This window comes from Mycobacterium sp. C31M (assembly GCF_053345865.1).
Map to the genome: position 1 here is coordinate 1 of NZ_JBKFAX010000005.1, position 19653 is coordinate 19653.

Genomic DNA, 19653 nt, shown 5'->3' on the forward strand with positions numbered 1-19653 from the left:
CCCCACCACCGGCCGCACCCACTGGTACCCACCACCACTCATGGACACCGGACAAGACACCATCAACCACCACTTCCACCCCGAAGAACTCCTCGGGAAATTTCTTGGCGGACAAGAAGAACCGCCCGAGGAAGACGACGAGCAATGACGGGATCAGCTGCGCAGGTGGGTATCCAGGAAATCCAACACGGCCTCGAAGGTGGGTGCCGGCTCGGTGTCGTTTCTCGTCACGCCGGCGTGCGTGTGTTGGACCACCCGGCCGGGGGAGTAGTCGGGGTCGTACAGAAAATCATCGGTGTGGCCGGCCCCGGGAAGCAGCGCCAGCATCGCGGTCCCGTTGTGCGCGACGTACGCATCGAACAGGATCTCGGACTGGTTGGCCGGCACCAGCGGATCGCCGGTGCCGTGCACGATGAAGGCGGGCGGACTGTCGGCGGCCACATACGTTGCGGGATTGGCCTTTTCGACCGCAGCCGGATCCTGTTGAATGGCGAACCCCATCAGCAGCGACTCCGGCGAGTCCGGGGTGTCGTGCACCTGCCCATCGGGCAGCCGGTGGGCGTCCATCTGAAGGAAATCGGTCGGGCCGTAGAAATCGACGACGGCGCTGACCGCGCTGGACTGGTCCGGGTTGCCCAGATCGCCCTCCAACTCGGCGACACCGGAGGTCATTGCAGCCATGGTGGCCACCCACCCGCCGCTGCTGTTGCCCATCGTCGCGAACCGGTCCGGGTCGATGCCGAAGGTCGCAGCGTTGGCCCGCAGATAACGAATGGCGGCCTTCACATCGTGCACCTGGCCCGGGAACCGAACCTGATCGCTGCTGCGGACATTCAGCCCGACGACCGCGTACCCGTGTGGCACCAACTGCGCGGCCACCTTGGGGGCGTCGATCATGCCGCCCCGCTGTGCCGGCTCGTGGACCGCTTGGCCGTCGCCGTCGGCCAGCGGATTGCCCTTGGTGTCGTCGTTGCCGAATGCCGAACCCATCTGGAAGATCACCACCGGGACCGGCCCGGAGGAGTTGCGGGGCAGGTACACGTCGAGCAGGTGGCCCCGCCCGGCCGAGGCGGCGTAGGCGATATCGGGATAGACGGTGTAGTGCTCACGAACATGGCGTTCCAGGGCGGGCAGCCCGGTATCGGGTTGTGGTGCGGCACAGGCGGCGGCACCGGCCAGGCCGGCCAGCATGACGACACCGCCCTTGAGAAACATCCGTCGTGCACCCGTCATCGCTGTCCTTCCACATCGCTTACCTACCATCATCCAGATGGTGGGCTGGACTTTCCTTCATCACGATCCGAATGCCGTGTGCCGCCGACGCGGTGGCGTAATACCACAGTGCGACGGCTTTGCGGCTGGTACCTCGGCCGGGTGGGCGGCGTAATCGAGACGTGCGTGGGCGCCGGGTCGGCTCGGCGATCCGGCGGTGCGCAGATCGGTTCTACGGTGAGTTGGTGCCGGCTCCCGAACCCTCACCGATCCGCCGATTGCGGGCCGATCAGGCCCGTCCGGTCGCGGACCTGTTGCGGCAACAGATCCATGCCGGTGACTACCCGGACGGGCTGCCCAGCGAGGCCGACCTGGCCGCCGAATTCTCGGTATCACGCAACACCATCCGGGAGGCACTGACCGTATTGAAGGGCGAAGGGTTGATCGACCGCGGCACCCGGGTCGGTACCCACGTCGCGGTCCGCAAGCTCGACCACGGCCTGGACGCGTTGGTCGGGCTGAAGGAGACCTTCAAGGATTACGGCGAGGTTCGCAACGAGGTCCGCGCGGTGTTGACCATGGCGGCACCGCCCGCGGTGGCCCGCAAGCTCGAGGTCGACCCCGGCAGTCGGGTCGTCTATATCGAGCGGTTGCGATACCTGGGCGACCTGCCGTTGTCCCTGGACCTGACCTACCTGGCACCCGATATCGGCGAACAGGTGATCGCGCACCCACTGGAGACCAACGATGTCTTCACCCTGATAGAGCAGGTCAGCGGGCAGCGCCTGGGGTCGGCGGCGCTGGCGCTGGAGGCCATCGCGGCCGACCCGCATTCGGCCGCCACCCTGCAGGTACCCGACGGTGCGGCCCTGTTGATGCTGGAACGCCTCACCAGCCTCGGTGACGGCCGTCCCGTCGACCTCGAATACATCCGTATGCGTGGTGACCGGATCACCATGCGCGGCAATCTTTTCCGAACTCAGTAGGAGTAGCTGATGACCCTCGTGAACAACCGCGTCGACGTCCCGGTGACCATCGACGAGTCGCTGTGCATCGCGGGCTGCACGTTGTGTGTCGAGATCTGTCCGCTGGATTCACTGGCCATCAACCCGGACAACGGGAAGGCCTTCATGCATGTCGACGAATGCTGGTACTGCGGACCGTGTGCCGCCCGCTGTCCCACCGGCGCAGTCACCGTCAACATGCCCTTCCTCATCCGCTGATTCGCTGCACCCGGACAAAGGCCCACTTCGTGAAGAAACCACTCGTTGCGCTGCTTGCTGCCCTGACCATGTCGACCGGCGCTTGCTCGCTGGACTCGACGGCCACCTCCGATGACGTGGTCAACGTCGTCATCGGTTACCAATCGAAGACCATCAACACCGTCACCGCGGGAACTCTGCTGCGCGCCAAGGGATTCCTCGAACAGCGGCTGGCCGACGCCGGAACCGAGACAGGCAAGAAGTACAACGTCACCTGGCAGGACTACGACACCGGCGCGCCGATCACCGCGCAGATGGTGGCCGAGAAGATCGACATCGGCTCGATGGGGGATTACCCCATGCTGATCAACGGATCCAAGACCCAGGGCAACGAGCGAGCCCGCACCGATATCGTCTCGGTCACCGGTTATCACCCCAAGGGTGCGTTGAACATGGTGGTGGTCGCGCCCGACTCACCGACCCGCACACTCACCGATCTGGCCGGTCAGAAGGTCTCGGCCAGCGTCGGCTCGGCCGGACACGGCACCCTGGTACGCGCCCTGTCCGAGGCCGGTATCGACCCCAACACCGGCGTCGAGGTGCTCAACCAGCAACCTCAGGTGGGCGCATCGGCATTGGAATCGGGTCAGGTACAGGCACTTTCGCAATTCGTGGCTTGGCCGGGGCTGCTGGTGTTCCAGGACAAGGCGCGGCTGCTCTACGACGGCGCCCAGTTGGATTACCCGACCTTGCACGGTGTGGTGGTGCGCCGGGACTACGCAGCCCGTAACCCGGAGGTGCTCGACGCCTTCCTGCAGGCCCAGCTCGACGCCACCGAGTTCCTCAACACCGAACCGCTGGAGGCCTCCCGGATCGTCGCCGAGGGCAGCGGGCTGCCGCAGGAAGTCGTCTACCTCTACAACGGACCCGGTGGCACCTCCTTCGACACCACTCTCAAACCGTCACTGGTGAAGGCGCTCAAAGGCGATGTGCCCTACCTGAAATCGATCGGCGACTTCGCCGACCTCGACGTCCCCGGGTTCGTCAACGACGAACCGTTACGCCGCGCTTTCGCCGAACGCGGGCAGGACTACGACGCCGCGCTGGCCGCCTCCAGCGCACCCGCCGGCGGCGAGCTGTGGTTGCAGGGCTCCGACGGCACCGAGACGGCAGCAACTCCCGATGACCTGCTGCGGGCCGTGCGTGATGCCGAGGCCGGTGGTGCCACGGTGCGCGCGGCGTACGTCCCGGACACCGAGTTCGGTACCCGGTGGTTCGCCGACAAGGCCGTCTGGGTTTCCGACGGTGCGACGTACCTACCGTTTGCCACCGAGGCGGGCGCCCAGCGCCATCTCGCCGGACACCCGGGCAGCACGATCGTCGAGTATCGCGAAGCGCTGGTGGGTGTGCAATGACCGCGCTGCTGGATCCACCGCAGACGGCACCGGCACCCACCCGCGCACCCCGGCCCGCCGGCGTATGGCGGCGCCGGCTGCTGCGCATCGCGTCGGTGGTCGCGGCGATCGGACTGTGGGAAGTGCTGACGACCAGCGGTGTCCGGTTCTGGCTGCGATTCGACACGTTACCCACCGTCACCGAGATCGCCGCCGCGCTGGCCACCAAGGTCGGCACCGGTGAGTACTGGCTGGACCTGGGTCAGTCGTTGATCCGGATCCTCACCGGCTTCGGGATCGCGGCTCTGCTGGGGGTGATCACCGGCATCCTGCTCGGACGCTCCCGACTGTTCGCAGACATCTTCGGGCCACTCACCGAACTGGTGCGACCCATCCCGGCCATCGCGGTGGTCCCGGTCGCCATCCTGCTGTTCCCGTCGGATGAGGCCGGCATCGTCTCGATCACGTTCCTGGCAGCGTTTTTCCCGATCATGGTCAGCACCCGCCATGCGGTGCGAGCGCTGCCGACCATCTGGGAGGACTCGGTGCGCACCCTGGGCGGCGGCCGGCTCGACGTGCTGCGTCAGGTCGTGCTGCCCGGCATCCTGCCCGGACTTTTCGGCGGCCTGTCGGTCGGCATGGGGGTGGCCTGGATCTGTGTGATCTCGGCGGAGATGATCTCCGGTCGCCTCGGCGTCGGATACCGCACCTGGCAGGCGTACACGGTGTTGGACTATCCGGGCGTGTTCGTCGGCATCATCACCATCGGTGTGCTCGGCTTCGGTACCGCCGCGGCCATCGAACTGATCGGCCGCCGCGCCACCGGCTGGCTGCCGCGCGGTGAACAGAGCACCCGATGACCGCCACGGTGGCGACCGGCATGCGCCTGGAAATCGAAGATGTCACGTTGTCCTACACCGGAACTCCCGTGGTCCGAGGGCTGGACCTGACGGTGCGGCCCGGCGAGATCCTGGTGCTCACCGGGCCGTCGGGATGCGGCAAATCCACCGTGTTACGGGCACTGGCCGGTCTGCTGGTCCCCGACGCGGGCCGGGTGCTGGCCGACGGCGACGTGGTCGCCGGCACTTCCCGGGACCGCGGAATGGTGTTCCAGGACAGTGCATTGCTGCCCTGGCGGACGGTGCGCTCCAATATCGAACTGGCACTGCGGTTACGCGGTGAACCGCGGGCCGGTCGCCGGGCCCGCGCCGAACGCTGGATCGACGAGGTCAATCTGACCGGCTACGGCGACTATCTGCCCAAGAGTCTGTCCGGCGGGATGCGCCAGCGCGTGCAGCTGGCCCGCGGGCTGGCCGGAGCGCCGCGAGCGGTCATGATGGACGAGCCGTTCGGGGCGCTGGACGCCCAGACCCGCGCCGCCATGCAGCGGTTGCTCATCGACACCTGGCGGGCACATCCGACGACCATCGTCTTCGTCACCCACGATGTCGATGAGGCACTCAAACTGGGCGACCGGGTCGCGGTGCTCGGCGGCGGCACACTGCGACTGCTGCTGGACGTACCGCAGCCCCGCACCGAGGGCCCGGACCGAAGCGCCTTGCGCACCGAACTCCTTGACGCATTGGACAATTCATGATTCCTGAACTCGACGACACCCTTCGTTTGGAATGCGACGTGCTGGTGATCGGCGGTGGCACCGCGGGCACCATGGCCGCGCTGACCGCTGCCGAGAACGGCGCCCGGGTGCTGCTGCTGGAGAAGGCGCACGTGCGGCACTCCGGCGCGCTGGCCATGGGGATGGACGGGGTGAACAACGCCGTCATTCCCGGTAAGGCCGAACCCGAGGATTACGTCGCCGAGATCACCCGCGCCAACGACGGAATCGTCAACCAGCGCACCGTCTATCAGACCGCGACCCGGGGCTTTGCGATGGTGCAGCGCCTCGAGCGCTACGGCGTCAAGTTCGAGAAGGACGAGCACGGCGAGTACGCCGTGCGCCGGGTGCACCGGTCCGGGTCCTATGTGCTGCCGATGCCCGAGGGAAAGGACGTCAAGAAGGCGCTCTACCGCGTGATGCGGCAACGGTCGATGCGCGAGAAGATCCAGATCGAGAACCGGCTCATGCCGGTCCGTGTGCTCACCGAAAACGGCCACGCGGTGGGCGCGGCGGCGCTGAACACCCGCACCGGCGAGTTCGTCGCCGTCGCCGCCAAGGCCGTCATCCTGGCGACCGGACCGTGTGGCCGCCTCGGGCTGCCGGCCTCGGGTTATCTGTACGGCACCTACGAGAACCCGACGAACGCGGGTGACGGCTACTCGATGGCCTACCATGCCGGCGCCGAACTGTCGGGTATCGAATGCTTCCAGGTCAATCCGTTGATCAAGGACTACAACGGCCCGGCCTGCGCCTATGTGGCTAACCCGTTCGGCGGCTATCAGGTCAACGCCGCCGGGGAACGGTTCGTCGACTCCGATTACTGGTCGGGGCAGATGATGTCGGAGGTGCACAGCGAGATCGAATCCGCCCGCGGACCGATCTATCTCAAGGTGTCGCATCTGCCGGACGAGACGTTGACCGCGCTGGAGAACATCCTGCACACCACCGAACGGCCCACCCGCGGCACCTTCCACGCCAACCGCGGCCAGGATTACCGCACCCATGACATCGAGATGCACATCTCTGAGATCGGCTTGTGCAGTGGGCATTCGGCATCCGGAGTGTGGGTCGACGAACATGCCCGCACCACCGTGCCGGGCCTGTACGCGGCGGGGGATCTGGCCTGCGTGCCACACAACTACATGATCGGCGCGTTCGTCTACGGTGATCTGGCCGGTGAGCATGCCGCCTCCACATTGTCCGATGTCGAACTGCCGCAGCAGCTTCCGCAGGATCAGCTGGCCGCCGCTCACGAGCTGATCTATCGCCCGCTGCGCCACCCCGACGGGCCACCGCAGCCCCAGGTCGAGTACAAACTGCGCCGCTTTGTCAACGACTATGTGGCGCCGCCGAAGACGGCCGCCAAGCTGTCCATCGCGGTACAGACCTTCGAGCGGATGCGCGACGAGGTGGCCGGGATCGGCGCCCGCACCCCGCATGAGCTGATGCGCGCCGTCGAGGTGTCGTTCATCCGGGACTGCGCCGAGATGGCGTCGCGTTCGTCGCTGACCCGCACCGAATCCCGCTGGGGGCTCTATCACGATCGCGCCGATGTGCCGCTGCGCGATGATCAGGAGTGGGGATTCCACCTGAACCTGCGCAAGAACGCCGGCGGGGAGATGGAGTTCCTCAAGCGCCCGGTCGCGCCGTATCTGGTCCCGGTGCCCGGGCTCGATCACGTGCCCTCCGACGCGCCGGTCGTGACGGTGGAGCAGCCGGAGCTGTTCGGCGGACGGGCACCGGCGACGGTGGTGTCGCGGGTACCCGACCCGGTGACCCGGCCACCGTCACCGCGGATCGCCGCGGTGCTGGCGCTGCAGGAACCGACGCTCGCGGACCTGGCCGGTCACCTGGCCGACGAGGATCCGGGCGTGCGGCGCACCGCCGTCGCGACATTGGTGGAGAACCTGCCCGACGGGTACTCACCAGCTCTGCTGGCAGCGCTCGGGGATGCCGACGCACAGGTGCGCCAACAAGCCGCCGACTCGGTGCGTGAGCTGGTCGAGGTGCTGCCGGAACCCGGCGCGATCACCGGACATCTGCACTCGGGGGATCCGGTGGTCCGGGCGGCAACGGTGTACGTGCTCAGCGCACGCGGTGCCGGGACGTCGGCCGATTTCCGGCGGGCGGTGGTCGATGCCGATCAGCGGGTGCGGATCGAGGCGGTGCGCGCCCTGGTATCGGTCGATGATGTCGACGGTGTGGCGGCGGTGGCCGATGACGACAGCCGCGAGGTGCGCATCGCCGTGGCCAACGCACTGGCCACCTTGGGCTCCGGGGAGGACACCGTCCGGACTCTGCTGGTGGACCGGGACCCACTTGTGCGCGCGGCGGCGCTGGCCGCGTTGGGGGCACTCGGCGGCGCCGACGCCGATGTGCCGACCATCGAGCGGGCGCTGGCCGAACCGGCCTGGCAGGTACGCGTCGGCGCGGCACGCGCGCTGTCCGGGGTGTCCGCGCCGCTGGCGGTCCCGTCGCTGTCGCGGGCACTGGCCGATGCACACCTGGATGTGCGCAAGGCCGCGGTGCTCAGCCTGACCCGCTGGGCGGTGTCCGAGACGGCCGCCCGCGACGCGCTGGGATTGGCGTTGAAGGATGCCGATGCCGATGTGCGGGCCTACGCCCGGCGCGCCCTGGATCCCGTCTAGAGCCCCAGGCCCTGATAGGTGCGGCGGACGAACTTCGGCTGTGCCATCCGGAGTTTCGCCAGCGAGGTGTTTCCGGCCACCGCCGCGACATCGGCGGTCAGGTCCGGGTAGTTCTGGATGAGGTACAGCACGATGACATCGTTGGCCGGATCCGCCTGCCACCAGGTACCGAAGGCACCGGGCCAGCCGAAGGTGCCCAGTCCGCCGGGGCCGAAGAACCGCTCGGACTGCACCGGATCGGTGACCACCGACATGGACAGCCCGAAACCACGGCCCAGCCAGAACGGCACACCCAGGAAGTTATGGCTCTTCTGCTCGTCGGTCAGCCGGTCGGTGCGCATCAGCTGCACCGACTCAGGGGACAGCACCCGGACCCCGTCGACCGCGCCGCCGCCGAGCAGCATGCGGGCGAATTTCAGATAGTCATCGGCGCTCGAGATCAGGCCCGCACCGCCGGCGCAGAACTCCGGCGGGGTCAGGGCAGGCGGACCCATCACATCATCGCGCAGCTTTTCGTTATTGAGCGCGTACATCGTGGCCATCCGTCGCCGCTGGGTCAGCGTGAGCGCAAAACCGGTGTCCGACATACCCAGTGGTTCGAAGATGCGTTCCGACAGGAGCTCGTGCAACGGTTTACCGGCGATCCGGGAGATCGCGATGCCCAGCACATCGGTGCCGTGGCTGTAGGTGATCCGCGCCCCGGGCTGATGCTGCAGTGGCAGCTGGGTCAGCTCACTCAACCAGCGCTGCTCGTTCTGCCGAAACGACAACCGGCCATAACTCTTGGCCAGTGGCCCGGTGATCGAGAACGGGTAGGCGAACCCGGCGCGGTGGGTCATCAGGTCGTCGAAGGTGATGTGGCGGCGCAGGCCGGTCGTGTCGTCGAGCGCACCGCCGGGCTCGATGAGCACCCGCAGCCCGGACAGCTCGGGAAGCCACTGCGCCACCGGATCGTCGAGGCGCAAGCGCCCCTCCTCGAGCAGCGACATCGCCGCAGCGACGGTGACGGGTTTGGTCATCGACGCGATCCGGAACAGGGTGTCGCGTTGCATGGGCAGGCCGGCGTCAACATCGCGATGCCCGAGTTCGTTGACCTGCACCACCTTGCCGGCGTGCCAGACCAGGGTGACGGCCCCCGCGAGCAGTCCGGCGTCGATGGCTTCCGATATCGAGGCACGGTTGTTGTCGAGATTCATCACCTGTGACGTTAACCTGCGCCACCGAGCGCGCATACTTCGGCGGTGACGAGCCGTATGCGCAAGGTCGCCTTCGCGAGTTTTGTCGGCACCGCCATCGAGTTCTACGACTTCTACATCTACGGGACCGCCGCGGCGCTCGTCTTCCCGCACGTGTTCTTCCCGAACATGGGGCCGACGATGGCCACGGTCTCGTCGCTGGCGACGTTCGCCGCCGCGTTCTTCTCCCGGCCCATCGGCGCCGCGGTGTTCGGTCATTTCGGAGATCGGCTGGGCCGCAAGAAGACCCTGGTGGCCACCCTGCTCATCATGGGCATCTCGACGGTAGGGGTGGGGCTGGTGCCCAGTGCGGCGACCGTCGGGATTGCGGCGCCGATCCTGCTGCTGTGCCTGCGCTTGTGCCAGGGGTTCGCCGTCGGCGGCGAATGGGCCGGCTCGGCGCTGCTGTCGGCCGAGTACGCACCCGCGGAGCAACGCGGCCGGTACGGCATGTTCACCCAACTCGGGGCCGGTGCAGGGTTGGCGGCCAGCAATCTGGTGTTCTTCGTCGTCGCGGTCACGATCGGTGAGCACAGCGATGTGTTCCCGGACTGGGGCTGGCGGGTGCCATTCCTGTTCAGCGGGATCCTGGTGATCGTCGCGCTGTTCATCCGATTGAGCATCGAGGAGACCCCGGTGTTCCGGGACGAGCGTGACCGTGGCCATGTTCCGCGTGCCCCGCTCACCGAGTTGCTCCGGCTGCAGTGGCGTCAGGTGCTGCTCGCTGCCGGCGCCATGGTCGGGATCTTCACCATGAGTTTTCTCGGCGGCACCTACCTGATGAGTTACGCCAGCGCGCAGATCGGGCACTCGCGCGGGCTCATCCTGGGTGTCGGGGTCCTGGCGGGTGTCGCGCTGATGAGCACGACCGCGATATCGGCCATCCTGTGTGACCGGTACGGGCGGCGACGCATCATCCTGACCGGGTTCGCGGTGGCGTTGCCGTGGTCCTTTGTGGTCATGCCGTTGATCGATACCGGGTCCCCGCTGCTGTTCGCACTCGCCATCGGCGGCACCTTCTGCACGTTCGGTTTCGCCTACGGACCGATCGCCTCCTTCCTGCCTGAGACCTTCGCCACCCGGTACCGCTATACGGGGGCGGGCCTGGCATTCAATCTGGCCGGGATCGTCGGCGGGGCGTTGCCACCGCTGGTCGCCGGGCTGCTGGTCGAGGATTTCGGCCCCTGGGCGGTGGGCCTGATGATGGCGGTGTTCGTCGCCGTGAGCGCGGTGTCCACCTGGGCGCTGCCGGAGACCAAGGGGACGTCGCTGCGTGCGCAGGCCGCCGCACCCGCCTGATAGGCTCTCCGGCAGTTCGACGTCCTTTAACGATCCGTCCCGAGAGGCGGAGAAGGAGGTCCAGGTTGACTGTGGGTACGCCGACTTCGCCGTCCCCCGACCGGGAATTGATGTCCGCCGCTGATGTGAGCCGGACGATATCGCGCATCGCGCACCAGATCATCGAGAAGACCGCGCTGGACGCAGCCGATGCGCCGCGGGTCGTGCTGCTCGGTATCCCGACCCGCGGTGTGACGCTGGCCGCGCGGCTGGCCGAGAAGGTCGAGGAGTTCTCCGGGATCGCGCTGCCGCATGGTGCGATGGACATCACGCTGTATCGCGACGATCTCAACTTCAAACCACCGCGACCCCTGGAGTCGACCTCCATCCCGTCGGGTGGCATCGACGGCGCGCTGGTCATCCTGGTCGACGATGTGCTCTATTCCGGGCGGTCAGTGCGCTCGGCGCTGGACGCGCTGCGCGATATCGGGCGGCCGCGCATCGTGCAACTCGCGGTGCTGGTCGACCGCGGCCACCGCGAACTTCCCATCCGGGCCGACTACGTCGGCAAGAACGTGCCCACCTCACGCGCGGAGAACGTCAAGGTGCGTCTGCAGGAACCCGACGGTGAGGACAGTGTGCGGATCGCACCCTACGGAGGACCCACCAGGTGAAACACCTTCTCACCGCTGCTGACCTGTCTCGTGACGAGGCCACCGCCATCCTCGACGATGCGGACCGGTTTGCCGAGGCGCTGCTGGGCCGCGAGGTCAAGAAGCTGCCCACCCTGCGCGGGCGCACCATCATCACGATGTTCTACGAGAACTCCACCCGCACCCGGGTGTCGTTCGAGGTTGCAGGCAAGTGGATGAGCGCCGATGTCATCAACGTCAGCGCCTCGGGCTCCTCGGTGGCCAAGGGGGAGTCGCTGCGTGACACCGCGCTGACGTTGCGCGCCGCCGGTGCCGACGCGCTCATCATCCGGCACCCGGCATCCGGTGCGCCGCAACAACTTGCCGAATGGACCGCCGATGAGGGTTCCTCGGGGGCAGGAGCGCAGCGACTCGGGGGGAGTTCCGGCGGCCCCAGTGTGATCAACGCCGGCGACGGGATGCACGAGCACCCGACCCAGGCGCTGCTGGACGCGCTGACGCTGCGCCAGCGGCTCGGGTCGATCGAGGGTCGCCGGGTCGTCATCGTCGGCGACGTCCTGCACAGCCGGGTCGCCCGCTCCAACGTAGAACTGCTGGCGACCCTGGGTGCCGAGGTGGTGCTGGTCGCCCCGCCCACCCTGTTGCCGGTCGGGGTCAAGGGCTGGCCGGTGGCCGTCTCGCATGATCTGGACGGCGAACTGCCCGCGGCCGACGCGGTGCTGATGCTGCGGGTGCAGGCCGAACGCATGAACGGCGGGTTCTTCCCGTCGGCGCGGGAGTACTCGGTCCTCTACGGGCTGTCCGAGAAGCGTCAGGCCCAGCTCGCCGACCATGCGGTGGTGCTGCATCCCGGGCCGATGCTGCGCGGTATGGAGATCGCGTACTCGGTGGCGGATTCCTCGCAATCGGCGGTGCTGCAACAGGTTTCCAATGGTGTGCATGTTCGGATGGCGGTGCTGTTCCACCTGCTGGTGGGAGCCGGGGCAGAGGTGGTCGCATGACGGTATTGATCAAGGGTGTCCGACTGTACGGCGAAGGCGACGCGGTCGACGTGCTGATCGCCGACGGGCAGATCGCGCAGATCGGCGCCGGGCTGTCCGCCGACACCGTGATCGATGCGACCGGGCAGATCCTGCTACCGGGCTTCGTGGACCTGCACACCCACCTGCGTGAGCCCGGTCGCGAGTACGCCGAAGACATCGAAACCGGCTCCGCGGCAGCAGCTCTGGGCGGCTACACCGCGGTGTTCGCGATGGCCAACACCGATCCGGTGGCCGACAGCCCGGTCGTCACCGATCATGTCTGGCACCGCGGACAGCAGGTCGGCCTGGTCGACGTGCACCCGGTCGGTGCGGTGACCGTCGGACTGGAGGGCAAACAGCTCACCGAGATGGGCCTGATGGCCGCCGGTGCAGGCCAGGTCCGGATGTTTTCCGATGACGGTATCTGCGTGCACGATCCGCTGATCATGCGGCGCGCGCTGGAGTACGCCAGCGGGCTCGGGGTGTTGATCGCCCAGCACGCCGAGGAGCCGCGACTGACCGTCGGGGCCGTCGCGCACGAGGGCCCCAACGCCGCCAAGCTGGGGCTGGCCGGCTGGCCGCGGTCGGCCGAGGAGGCCATCGTGGCGCGTGATGCGATCCTGGCCCGCGATGCCGGCGCCCGGGTACACATCTGCCACGCCTCCACCGCGGGTACCGTGCAACTGCTGAAATGGGCCAAGGGCCAAGGTGTCTCGATCACCGCCGAGGTGACCCCGCATCACCTGCTGCTCGACGACAGCGTGCTGGAGAGCTACGACGGCCGTAACCGGGTCAACCCGCCGTTGCGTGAGGCCTCCGATGTCGATGTGCTGCGCCGCGCGCTGGCCGACGGTGTCATCGACTGTGTGGCCACCGATCACGCTCCGCATGCCGCACAGGAGAAGTGCTGCGAGTTCGCCAACGCGCGCCCCGGCATGCTGGGCTTGGAGACCGCGCTGTCGGTGGTGGTGCAGACGATGGTCGAAACAGGTCTGCTGGACTGGCGCGGAGTCGCGCGGGTGATGAGCGAGGCCCCGGCGGCCATCGTCGGGCTGCCCGATCAGGGCCGCCCGTTGGAGGTCGGGGAGCCGGCCAACCTGACCGTCGTGAATCCCGACACCACGTGGACTGTCACCGGTTCGACGCTGGCCAGCCGGTCGGACAACACCCCGTTCGAGTCGATGACGCTGCCGGCGAAGGTGACGTTGACGATGTTGCGCGGCAAGGTGACTGCGCGTGACGGGGTGAGTCCGGTCCAATGAACGAAGGAACTCTGATCGGGTCGCTGGTGCTGGCGGCCGTCATTGCCCTGCTCATCGGCTTCTTCATCCGCCGGTTGCTGACCGGCTGGAAGGCCAGGATGGCGCGGCAGGCCGAACTGATCGGCAACCTGCCACCGCTGCCCGATACCGTCGGGCCGGTGCTGACCGGGCCCACCAAGGGCCTCTACGTCGGCAGCACCATTGCCCCGCACTGGAACGACAAGGTCGCCGCGGCGGCGCTGGGCTTCCGCGCGAAGGCGGTGCTCACCCGCTATCCGGAGGGAATCATGCTGCAGCGCAGCGGAACCGGCCCGATCTGGATTCCCGACGAATCCATCGTGGCGGTACGCGGTGAGCGGGCGATCGCCGGCAAGGCACTGACACACGAGGGCATTGTCGCCATCCGCTGGAAACTTCCGTCGGGCACCGAGATCGACACCGGTTTCCGCGCCGACGACCGGACAGAAACGAAAAAATGGGTCAAGGAGGACGTGTGACTTCCAGCGAGAAGCGCAGCGGATCGCGCATCAGGGCAGTCGAGAAAGCTCTCCTGGTGCTGGAGGACGGCCGGGTGTTCACCGGCGTCGCCTTCGGCGCGATCGGACAGACGCTGGGCGAGGCGGTGTTCTCGACCGGGATGTCCGGTTACCAGGAGACGCTGACCGACCCGAGCTACCACCGGCAGATCGTGGTGGCCACCGCGCCGCAGATCGGCAACACCGGCTGGAACGGCGAGGACGGCGAGAGCCGCGGCGACAAGATCTGGGTCGCCGGTTACGCCGTCCGCGACGCCTCACCGCGGGCCTCGAACTGGCGCGCCACCGGCACCCTGGACGACGAACTGGTCCGCCAGGGCATCGTCGGGATCGCCGGAATCGACACCCGCGCCGTGGTGCGGCATCTGCGCACCGTCGGGTCGATGAAGGCCGGGGTGTTCTCCGGCGACGCGCTCGCCGACACTGCGACGCTGGTGGACCGGGTGCAAAATCAGCCCTCGATGCTGGGCGCCGACCTGGCCGGTGAGGTGTCGACCGGCGCGCGCTACACCGTGGATCCGGTTGGCGCGCAGCGCTTCACCGTCGCCGCGATCGACCTCGGTATCAAGACCAACACCCCACGCAACTTCGCCAAGCGCGGTATCCGCAGTCACGTGCTGCCCGCGGCGGTCAGCTTCGCCGAGATCGCCGAGCTCAAGCCCGACGGCGTCTTCCTCTCCAACGGACCCGGTGACCCGGCCACCGCCGATCACATCGTCGAGGTGACCCGCGAGGTGCTCGGTGCGGGGATTCCGTTGTTCGGCATCTGCTTCGGCAATCAGATCCTGGGCCGGGCGCTCGGCCGTAACACCTACAAGATGACCTTCGGACACCGCGGCATCAACATCCCGGTGATCGACCACGCCACCCGCAATGTCGCGATCACCGCGCAGAACCATGGTTTCGCGCTCGATGGTGAGGCCGGTGAGGAGTTCGACACCCCATTCGGCCGGGCGATGGTCAGCCACACCTGCGCCAACGACGGCACCGTCGAGGGCATCAAACTCATCGACGGCAGCGCCTTCTCGGTGCAGTACCACCCGGAGGCCGCCGCCGGGCCGCGCGATGCGGAGTACCTGTTCGACCAGTTCATCGACCTTCTGGACAGCCGCAAGTCGGGGGAGAAGTAATGCCACGTCGTTCCGACCTCAAGCACGTGCTGGTGATCGGGTCCGGCCCGATCGTCATCGGCCAGGCCTGCGAGTTCGACTACTCGGGCACCCAGGCCTGCCGCGTGTTGCGCGCCGAGGGCCTGGAGGTCAGCCTGATCAACTCCAACCCGGCCACCATCATGACCGACCCGGAGTACGCCGACCACACCTACGTCGAGCCGATCACCGCCGATTTTGTCGAGAAGATCTTCGCCCAGCAGGCCGAGCGTGGTAACAAGATCGACGCCGTGCTGGCCACCCTCGGCGGGCAGACCGCTCTGAACACCGCGGTCGCCCTGCACAACGGCGGCATCCTGGAGCGCTACGGCGTCGAGATGATCGGTGCGGACTTCGACGCCATCCAGCGCGGCGAGGATCGGCAGAAGTTCAAGGACATCGTCGCCAAGGTGGGTGGCGAATCGGCCCGCAGCGCGGTGTGTTTCACCATGGACGAGGTCCGCGAGACCGTCGCTGATCTGGGCCTGCCGGTGGTGGTGCGGCCGAGTTTCACCATGGGCGGGCTGGGCTCGGGCATGGCGTACTCGGCCGAGGACGTCGAACGGATGGCCGGCGACGGGCTCGCGGCTTCCCCGTCCGCGAACGTGCTGATCGAGGAATCCATCTACGGGTGGAAGGAGTACGAGCTCGAGCTCATGCGCGACCATCACGACAACGTGGTGGTGGTGTGCTCGATCGAGAACTTCGACCCGATGGGTGTGCACACCGGTGACTCGGTGACCGTCGCCCCGGCGATGACGCTGACCGACCGCGAGTACCAGACCATGCGTGATCTCGGGATTGCGATCCTGCGTGAGGTCGGCGTCGACACCGGCGGCTGCAACATCCAGTTCGCGATCAACCCCAAGGACGGCCGGCTCATCGTCATCGAGATGAACCCCCGCGTGTCCCGCTCCAGCGCGCTGGCGTCCAAGGCCACCGGCTTCCCGATCGCCAAGATTGCCGCCAAGCTGGCCATCGGCTACACCCTGGACGAGATCGTCAACGACATCACCAAGGAGACCCCGGCCTGTTTCGAGCCGACCCTGGACTATGTCGTGGTCAAGGCGCCGCGGTTCGCCTTCGAGAAGTTCCCCGGTGCCGATCCGACGCTGACCACCACCATGAAATCGGTGGGCGAGGCGATGTCGTTGGGCCGCAACTTCATCGAGGCGCTCGGCAAGGTGATGCGCTCGCTGGAGAACAAGAAGGCCGGTTTCTGGACCGGGCCGGACCGTGACGCCACCCTCGACGAACTGCTGACCGACCTGCGCACCGCGACCGATGGCCGGATGTACGACATCGAGCAGGCGCTGCGCATCGGCGGCACCGTCGAGCAGGTCGCCGAGGCCTCCGGGGTCGACCCGTGGTTCGTCGACCAGATCAACACCCTGGTGGCGCTGCGCACCGAACTCGTCGAAGCGCCGGTGCTGGACGAGTGGCTACTGCGCCGGGCGAAGCACAGCGGGCTGTCGGATCGCCAGATCGCCGCGCTGCGGCCGGAACTGGCCGGTGAGGCCGGGGTCCGCGCGCTGCGTGAACGTCTCGGCATCCGCCCGGTGTACAAGACGGTGGACACCTGCGCGGCCGAGTTCGAGGCCCGCACGCCGTACCACTACAGCAGCTACGAACTCGATCCGGCGGCCGAGACCGAGGTCGCGCCGCAGACCGAGAAGCCCAAGGTGCTGATCCTGGGATCCGGCCCGAACCGCATCGGTCAGGGCATCGAGTTCGACTACAGCTGCGTGCATGCCGCGACCACGCTGAGCGCGGCCGGGTTCGAGACCGTGATGGTCAACTGCAACCCCGAGACGGTGTCCACCGACTACGACACCGCCGACCGGCTGTACTTCGAACCGCTGACCTTCGAGGATGTCCTGGAGGTCTACCACGCCGAACAGGCCTCAGGTTTGGGCGGGGACGGCACGGGACCGGGTGTCGTCGGCGTCATAGTGCAGCTCGGCGGGCAGACCCCGCTGAGCCTGGCCGAACGACTGGAGAAGGCCGGGGTGCCGATCGTCGGTACCAGGCCCGAGGCCATCGATCTGGCCGAGGACCGCGGCCTGTTCGGTGAGGTGCTGGTCGATGCCGGCCTGCCGGCACCCCGGTTCGGCACCGCGACCAGTTTCGAGCAGGCCCGCCGGATCGCCGCCGATATCGGCTACCCCGTCCTGGTGCGCCCGTCCTATGTGCTCGGTGGGCGCGGGATGGAGATCGTCTACGACGAAGACACCCTGCAGGGCTACATCACCCGGGCCACCGAACTGTCCCCGGAACACCCGGTGCTGGTGGACCGGTTCCTGGAGGACGCCATCGAGATCGACGTCGACGCGCTGTGCGACGGTGCCGAGGTCTACATCGGCGGCGTGATGGAGCACATCGAGGAGGCCGGTATCCACTCCGGTGACTCGGCGTGTGCGCTGCCGCCGGTGACCTTAGGCCGCACCGATATCGAGAAGGTGCGCCACGCCACCGAGGCGATCGCCCGCGGAATCGGGGTCGTCGGCCTGCTCAACGTGCAGTACGCGCTGAAGGACGATGTGCTCTACGTGCTGGAGGCCAACCCGCGCGCCAGCCGTACGGTGCCGTTCGTGTCCAAGGCCACCGCGGTACCGCTGGCCAAGGCCTGCGCGCGGGTCATGCTGGGCGCCACCATCGCCCAACTTCGTGCCGAAGGCGTGCTGGCCCGCACCGGTGACGGCGCGACGGTCGCCCCGCACGCGCCGATCGCCGTGAAGGAGGCCGTGCTGCCGTTCCATCGGTTCCGCAAGGCCGATGGCTCGCAGGTGGATTCGCTGCTGGGCCCGGAGATGAAGTCTACCGGTGAGGTGATGGGCATCGATCGCGATTTCGGTACCGCGTTCGCCAAGAGCCAGACCGCCGCCTACGGTTCGCTACCCGCTCGCGGCACGGTGTTCGTTTCGGTGGCCAACCGGGACAAGCGCTCGCTGGTGTTCCCGGTGAAGCGGTTGGCCGATCTCGGGTTCCGGGTGCTGGCCACCGAGGGCACAGCGGAAATGCTGCGCCGCAACGGTATTCCGTGCGATGTGGTGCGCAAGCATTTCGAGGAGGCCAGCGGTGACCGGCCCGCGCTGTCCGCAGTCGACGTCATCCGTGCCGGCGAGGTCGACATGGTGATCAACACCCCGTACGGCAACTCCGGGCCGCGTATCGACGGGTACGAGATCCGCTCGGCCGCGGTGTCGGTGAACATCCCGTGCGTCACGACGGTCCAGGGCGCCTCGGCGGCCGTGCAGGGCATCGAGGCCGGCATCCGCGGTGATATCGGCGTGCGGTCCCTACAAGAGCTGCACAGCCAGCTGGCCGACAAGTGAGCCCGTTCGGGGTGCGGCTGGCCGAGGCCGTCGCGGCGCGGGGTCCGCTGTGCCCGGGTATCGATCCGCATCCCGAGCTGCTCACCGCCTGGGGACTGGGCGCCGACGTCGATGGACTGCGCGCCTTCAGCGATATCTGCGTGCAGGCCTTCGCCGACGTTGCGATCGTCAAACCCCAGGTGGCGTTCTACGAGGCGTACGGGTCGGCCGGGTTCGCGGTGCTGGAGCGCACCATGGCGGCCCTACGATCGGCCGGGGTGCTGGTACTCGCCGATGCCAAGCGCGGCGATATCGGCTCGACGATGGCCGCCTATGCGCAGGCCTGGGCCGGTGACTCGCCGCTGGCCGCCGATGCCGTCACCGCCTCGCCGTATCTCGGTTTCGAATCGCTACGCCCACTGCTCGATGTCGCGGCCGCGCACGGCAGGGGCGTGTTCGTACTGGCGGCCACCTCAAATCCCGAGGGCGCAGGCCTACAGCGCGCCACCGTCGGCGAGCGCACGGTGGCGCAATCCATCATCGACGCCGTCGCCGAGGAAAACCGAAGCGCTGCAACGGGTTCGGTGGGTGTGGTCGTCGGCGCGACGCTGGCCGACCCGCCGGATCTGAGTGTCCTGGGCGGCCCGGTGCTGGCACCCGGTGTCGGCGCCCAGGGCGGCCGACCGGAGGATCTGGGCCGACTCGGACGGCGGGTGCTGCCCGCGGTGTCGCGGGAGATCCTGCGCGCCGGTCCCGATGTCGCCGCCCTGCGGGCAGCGGTGCGGGTGCTGGCCGACCAGGTCGGCTATCTGGCCTAGAGCGGTCACGGGCGTCGCCGGGTGCGGCGCGCGTGCCTTCCAGGGCGCTGCTGGGGCCCGAATCCGGCCGATCGAGGGTCTGTCACCAGGGTCGCGATATTCGACTCGTGGGGGCCGTCAGGCGTGCAACCGGCGCCGCTGATCCGCATCGTCCGAGGTGGCGGCCGGCGATCATACTCGCGGACGCAACCAGGTGATTAGCGAAGCTACCGACCAGTAGGTCCGGGGCCGGCGACACGCCCGACACGCCATGACCAGCGAAAATTTCTCATCTGACCGCCAGAATCCGCGTTTCCGCAAAGTCGACACACGT

16 protein-coding genes are annotated in these 19653 nt (G+C 67.7%); 14 read left to right on the forward strand and 2 right to left on the reverse strand.

Annotation, left to right across the window (positions count from 1 at the left end; translation table 11 throughout):
- Positions 1-153: 153 nt before the first annotated feature.
- On the reverse strand, positions 154-1233 hold the full coding sequence (locus ACLBYA_RS09210) for an alpha/beta hydrolase fold domain-containing protein (RefSeq protein ID WP_447709089.1): 1080 nt from the start codon (positions 1231-1233) through the stop codon (positions 154-156).
- Positions 1234-1457: 224 nt separating this feature from the next.
- On the opposite strand from ACLBYA_RS09210, the gene ACLBYA_RS09215 reads away from it, so the two are divergent.
- The 6 genes from ACLBYA_RS09215 to ACLBYA_RS09240 all read left to right on the forward strand — a co-directional run bounded on the left by ACLBYA_RS09215 (position 1458) and on the right by ACLBYA_RS09240 (position 8074).
- Complete coding sequence (locus ACLBYA_RS09215) at positions 1458-2198, forward strand: GntR family transcriptional regulator (RefSeq protein WP_447709090.1); 741 nt, start codon at positions 1458-1460, stop codon at positions 2196-2198.
- A gap of 9 nt (positions 2199-2207) precedes the next feature.
- Entirely contained in the window at positions 2208-2435 is a 228-nt protein-coding gene (locus tag ACLBYA_RS09220; RefSeq protein ID WP_447709091.1) for a 4Fe-4S dicluster domain-containing protein, read from the forward strand.
- 68 nt (positions 2436-2503) lie between these two features.
- The gene (locus ACLBYA_RS09225) at positions 2504-3829 is read left to right on the forward strand and encodes an ABC transporter substrate-binding protein (RefSeq protein WP_447709409.1); all 1326 of its coding nucleotides are present in this window, start codon (positions 2504-2506) and stop codon (positions 3827-3829) included.
- Complete coding sequence (locus tag ACLBYA_RS09230; RefSeq protein WP_447709092.1) at positions 3826-4668, forward strand: ABC transporter permease; 843 nt, start codon at positions 3826-3828, stop codon at positions 4666-4668. The genes ACLBYA_RS09225 and ACLBYA_RS09230 overlap by 4 nt, the downstream gene beginning before the upstream one ends.
- Complete coding sequence (locus ACLBYA_RS09235) at positions 4665-5405, forward strand: ABC transporter ATP-binding protein (protein ID WP_447709093.1); 741 nt, start codon at positions 4665-4667, stop codon at positions 5403-5405. The genes ACLBYA_RS09230 and ACLBYA_RS09235 overlap by 4 nt, the downstream gene beginning before the upstream one ends.
- On the forward strand, positions 5402-8074 hold the full coding sequence (locus ACLBYA_RS09240; protein WP_447709094.1) for a fumarate reductase/succinate dehydrogenase flavoprotein subunit: 2673 nt from the start codon (positions 5402-5404) through the stop codon (positions 8072-8074). Before ACLBYA_RS09235 ends, ACLBYA_RS09240 begins: the two co-directional genes overlap by 4 nt.
- Here ACLBYA_RS09240 and ACLBYA_RS09245 read toward each other — a convergent pair.
- Positions 8071-9270, reverse strand: a complete 1200-nt coding sequence (locus tag ACLBYA_RS09245; protein ID WP_447709095.1) for a serine hydrolase domain-containing protein — start codon at positions 9268-9270, stop codon at positions 8071-8073. The genes ACLBYA_RS09240 and ACLBYA_RS09245 overlap by 4 nt on opposite strands.
- A gap of 57 nt (positions 9271-9327) precedes the next feature.
- Here ACLBYA_RS09245 and ACLBYA_RS09250 point away from each other — a divergent pair, with 57 nt between their 5' ends.
- From ACLBYA_RS09250 to pyrF, 8 genes are all read left to right on the forward strand, one after another.
- Positions 9328-10608: an MFS transporter gene (locus ACLBYA_RS09250; RefSeq protein WP_447709410.1), complete on the forward strand. Its 1281-nt coding sequence runs from the start codon at positions 9328-9330 to the stop codon at positions 10606-10608.
- Positions 10609-10673: 65 nt separating this feature from the next.
- A complete protein-coding gene (pyrR, locus tag ACLBYA_RS09255) occupies positions 10674-11261 on the forward strand; it encodes a bifunctional pyr operon transcriptional regulator/uracil phosphoribosyltransferase PyrR (protein ID WP_447709096.1) in 588 nt (195 codons plus the stop codon).
- Positions 11258-12241, forward strand: coding sequence for an aspartate carbamoyltransferase catalytic subunit (locus ACLBYA_RS09260; protein WP_447709097.1), 984 nt, complete (start codon positions 11258-11260; stop codon positions 12239-12241). Before pyrR ends, ACLBYA_RS09260 begins: the two co-directional genes overlap by 4 nt.
- The gene (locus tag ACLBYA_RS09265) at positions 12238-13524 is read left to right on the forward strand and encodes a dihydroorotase (RefSeq protein WP_447709098.1); all 1287 of its coding nucleotides are present in this window, start codon (positions 12238-12240) and stop codon (positions 13522-13524) included. The genes ACLBYA_RS09260 and ACLBYA_RS09265 overlap by 4 nt, the downstream gene beginning before the upstream one ends.
- Positions 13521-14021, forward strand: a complete 501-nt coding sequence (locus tag ACLBYA_RS09270) for a PH-like domain-containing protein (RefSeq protein WP_447709099.1) — start codon at positions 13521-13523, stop codon at positions 14019-14021. The genes ACLBYA_RS09265 and ACLBYA_RS09270 overlap by 4 nt, the downstream gene beginning before the upstream one ends.
- Complete coding sequence (gene carA, locus ACLBYA_RS09275) at positions 14000-15190, forward strand: glutamine-hydrolyzing carbamoyl-phosphate synthase small subunit (RefSeq protein ID WP_447709100.1); 1191 nt, start codon at positions 14000-14002, stop codon at positions 15188-15190. Before ACLBYA_RS09270 ends, carA begins: the two co-directional genes overlap by 22 nt.
- Positions 15190-18543 (forward strand): carbamoyl-phosphate synthase large subunit, encoded by a 3354-nt coding sequence (gene carB / locus ACLBYA_RS09280; RefSeq protein WP_447709101.1) that lies wholly within the window; start codon positions 15190-15192, stop codon positions 18541-18543. The genes carA and carB overlap by 1 nt, the downstream gene beginning before the upstream one ends.
- Positions 18540-19340, forward strand: a complete 801-nt coding sequence (gene pyrF, locus ACLBYA_RS09285) for an orotidine-5'-phosphate decarboxylase (RefSeq protein ID WP_447709102.1) — start codon at positions 18540-18542, stop codon at positions 19338-19340. The genes carB and pyrF overlap by 4 nt, the downstream gene beginning before the upstream one ends.
- The last annotated feature ends 313 nt before the right edge of the window (positions 19341-19653 follow it).

What these genes read in the sequence shown, in the direction of transcription:
- carB (WP_447709101.1), top strand. Translation starts at nt 15,190, where the DNA reads ATGCCACGTCGTTCCGACCTCAAGCACGTGCTGGTGATCGGGTCCGGC.
- ACLBYA_RS09230 (WP_447709092.1), top strand. Translation starts at nt 3,826, where the DNA reads ATGACCGCGCTGCTGGATCCACCGCAGACGGCACCGGCACCCACCCGC.
- ACLBYA_RS09240 (WP_447709094.1), top strand. Translation starts at nt 5,402, where the DNA reads ATGATTCCTGAACTCGACGACACCCTTCGTTTGGAATGCGACGTGCTG.
- ACLBYA_RS09270 (WP_447709099.1), top strand. Translation starts at nt 13,521, where the DNA reads ATGAACGAAGGAACTCTGATCGGGTCGCTGGTGCTGGCGGCCGTCATT.
- ACLBYA_RS09225 (WP_447709409.1), top strand. Translation starts at nt 2,504, where the DNA reads ATGTCGACCGGCGCTTGCTCGCTGGACTCGACGGCCACCTCCGATGAC.
- ACLBYA_RS09210 (WP_447709089.1), bottom strand. Translation starts at nt 1,233, where the DNA reads ATGACGGGTGCACGACGGATGTTTCTCAAGGGCGGTGTCGTCATGCTG.
- carA (WP_447709100.1), top strand. Translation starts at nt 14,000, where the DNA reads ATGGGTCAAGGAGGACGTGTGACTTCCAGCGAGAAGCGCAGCGGATCG.
- ACLBYA_RS09235 (WP_447709093.1), top strand. Translation starts at nt 4,665, where the DNA reads ATGACCGCCACGGTGGCGACCGGCATGCGCCTGGAAATCGAAGATGTC.
- ACLBYA_RS09245 (WP_447709095.1), bottom strand. Translation starts at nt 9,270, where the DNA reads ATGAATCTCGACAACAACCGTGCCTCGATATCGGAAGCCATCGACGCC.
- ACLBYA_RS09250 (WP_447709410.1), top strand. Translation starts at nt 9,328, where the DNA reads ATGCGCAAGGTCGCCTTCGCGAGTTTTGTCGGCACCGCCATCGAGTTC.
- ACLBYA_RS09265 (WP_447709098.1), top strand. Translation starts at nt 12,238, where the DNA reads ATGACGGTATTGATCAAGGGTGTCCGACTGTACGGCGAAGGCGACGCG.
- ACLBYA_RS09220 (WP_447709091.1), top strand. Translation starts at nt 2,208, where the DNA reads ATGACCCTCGTGAACAACCGCGTCGACGTCCCGGTGACCATCGACGAG.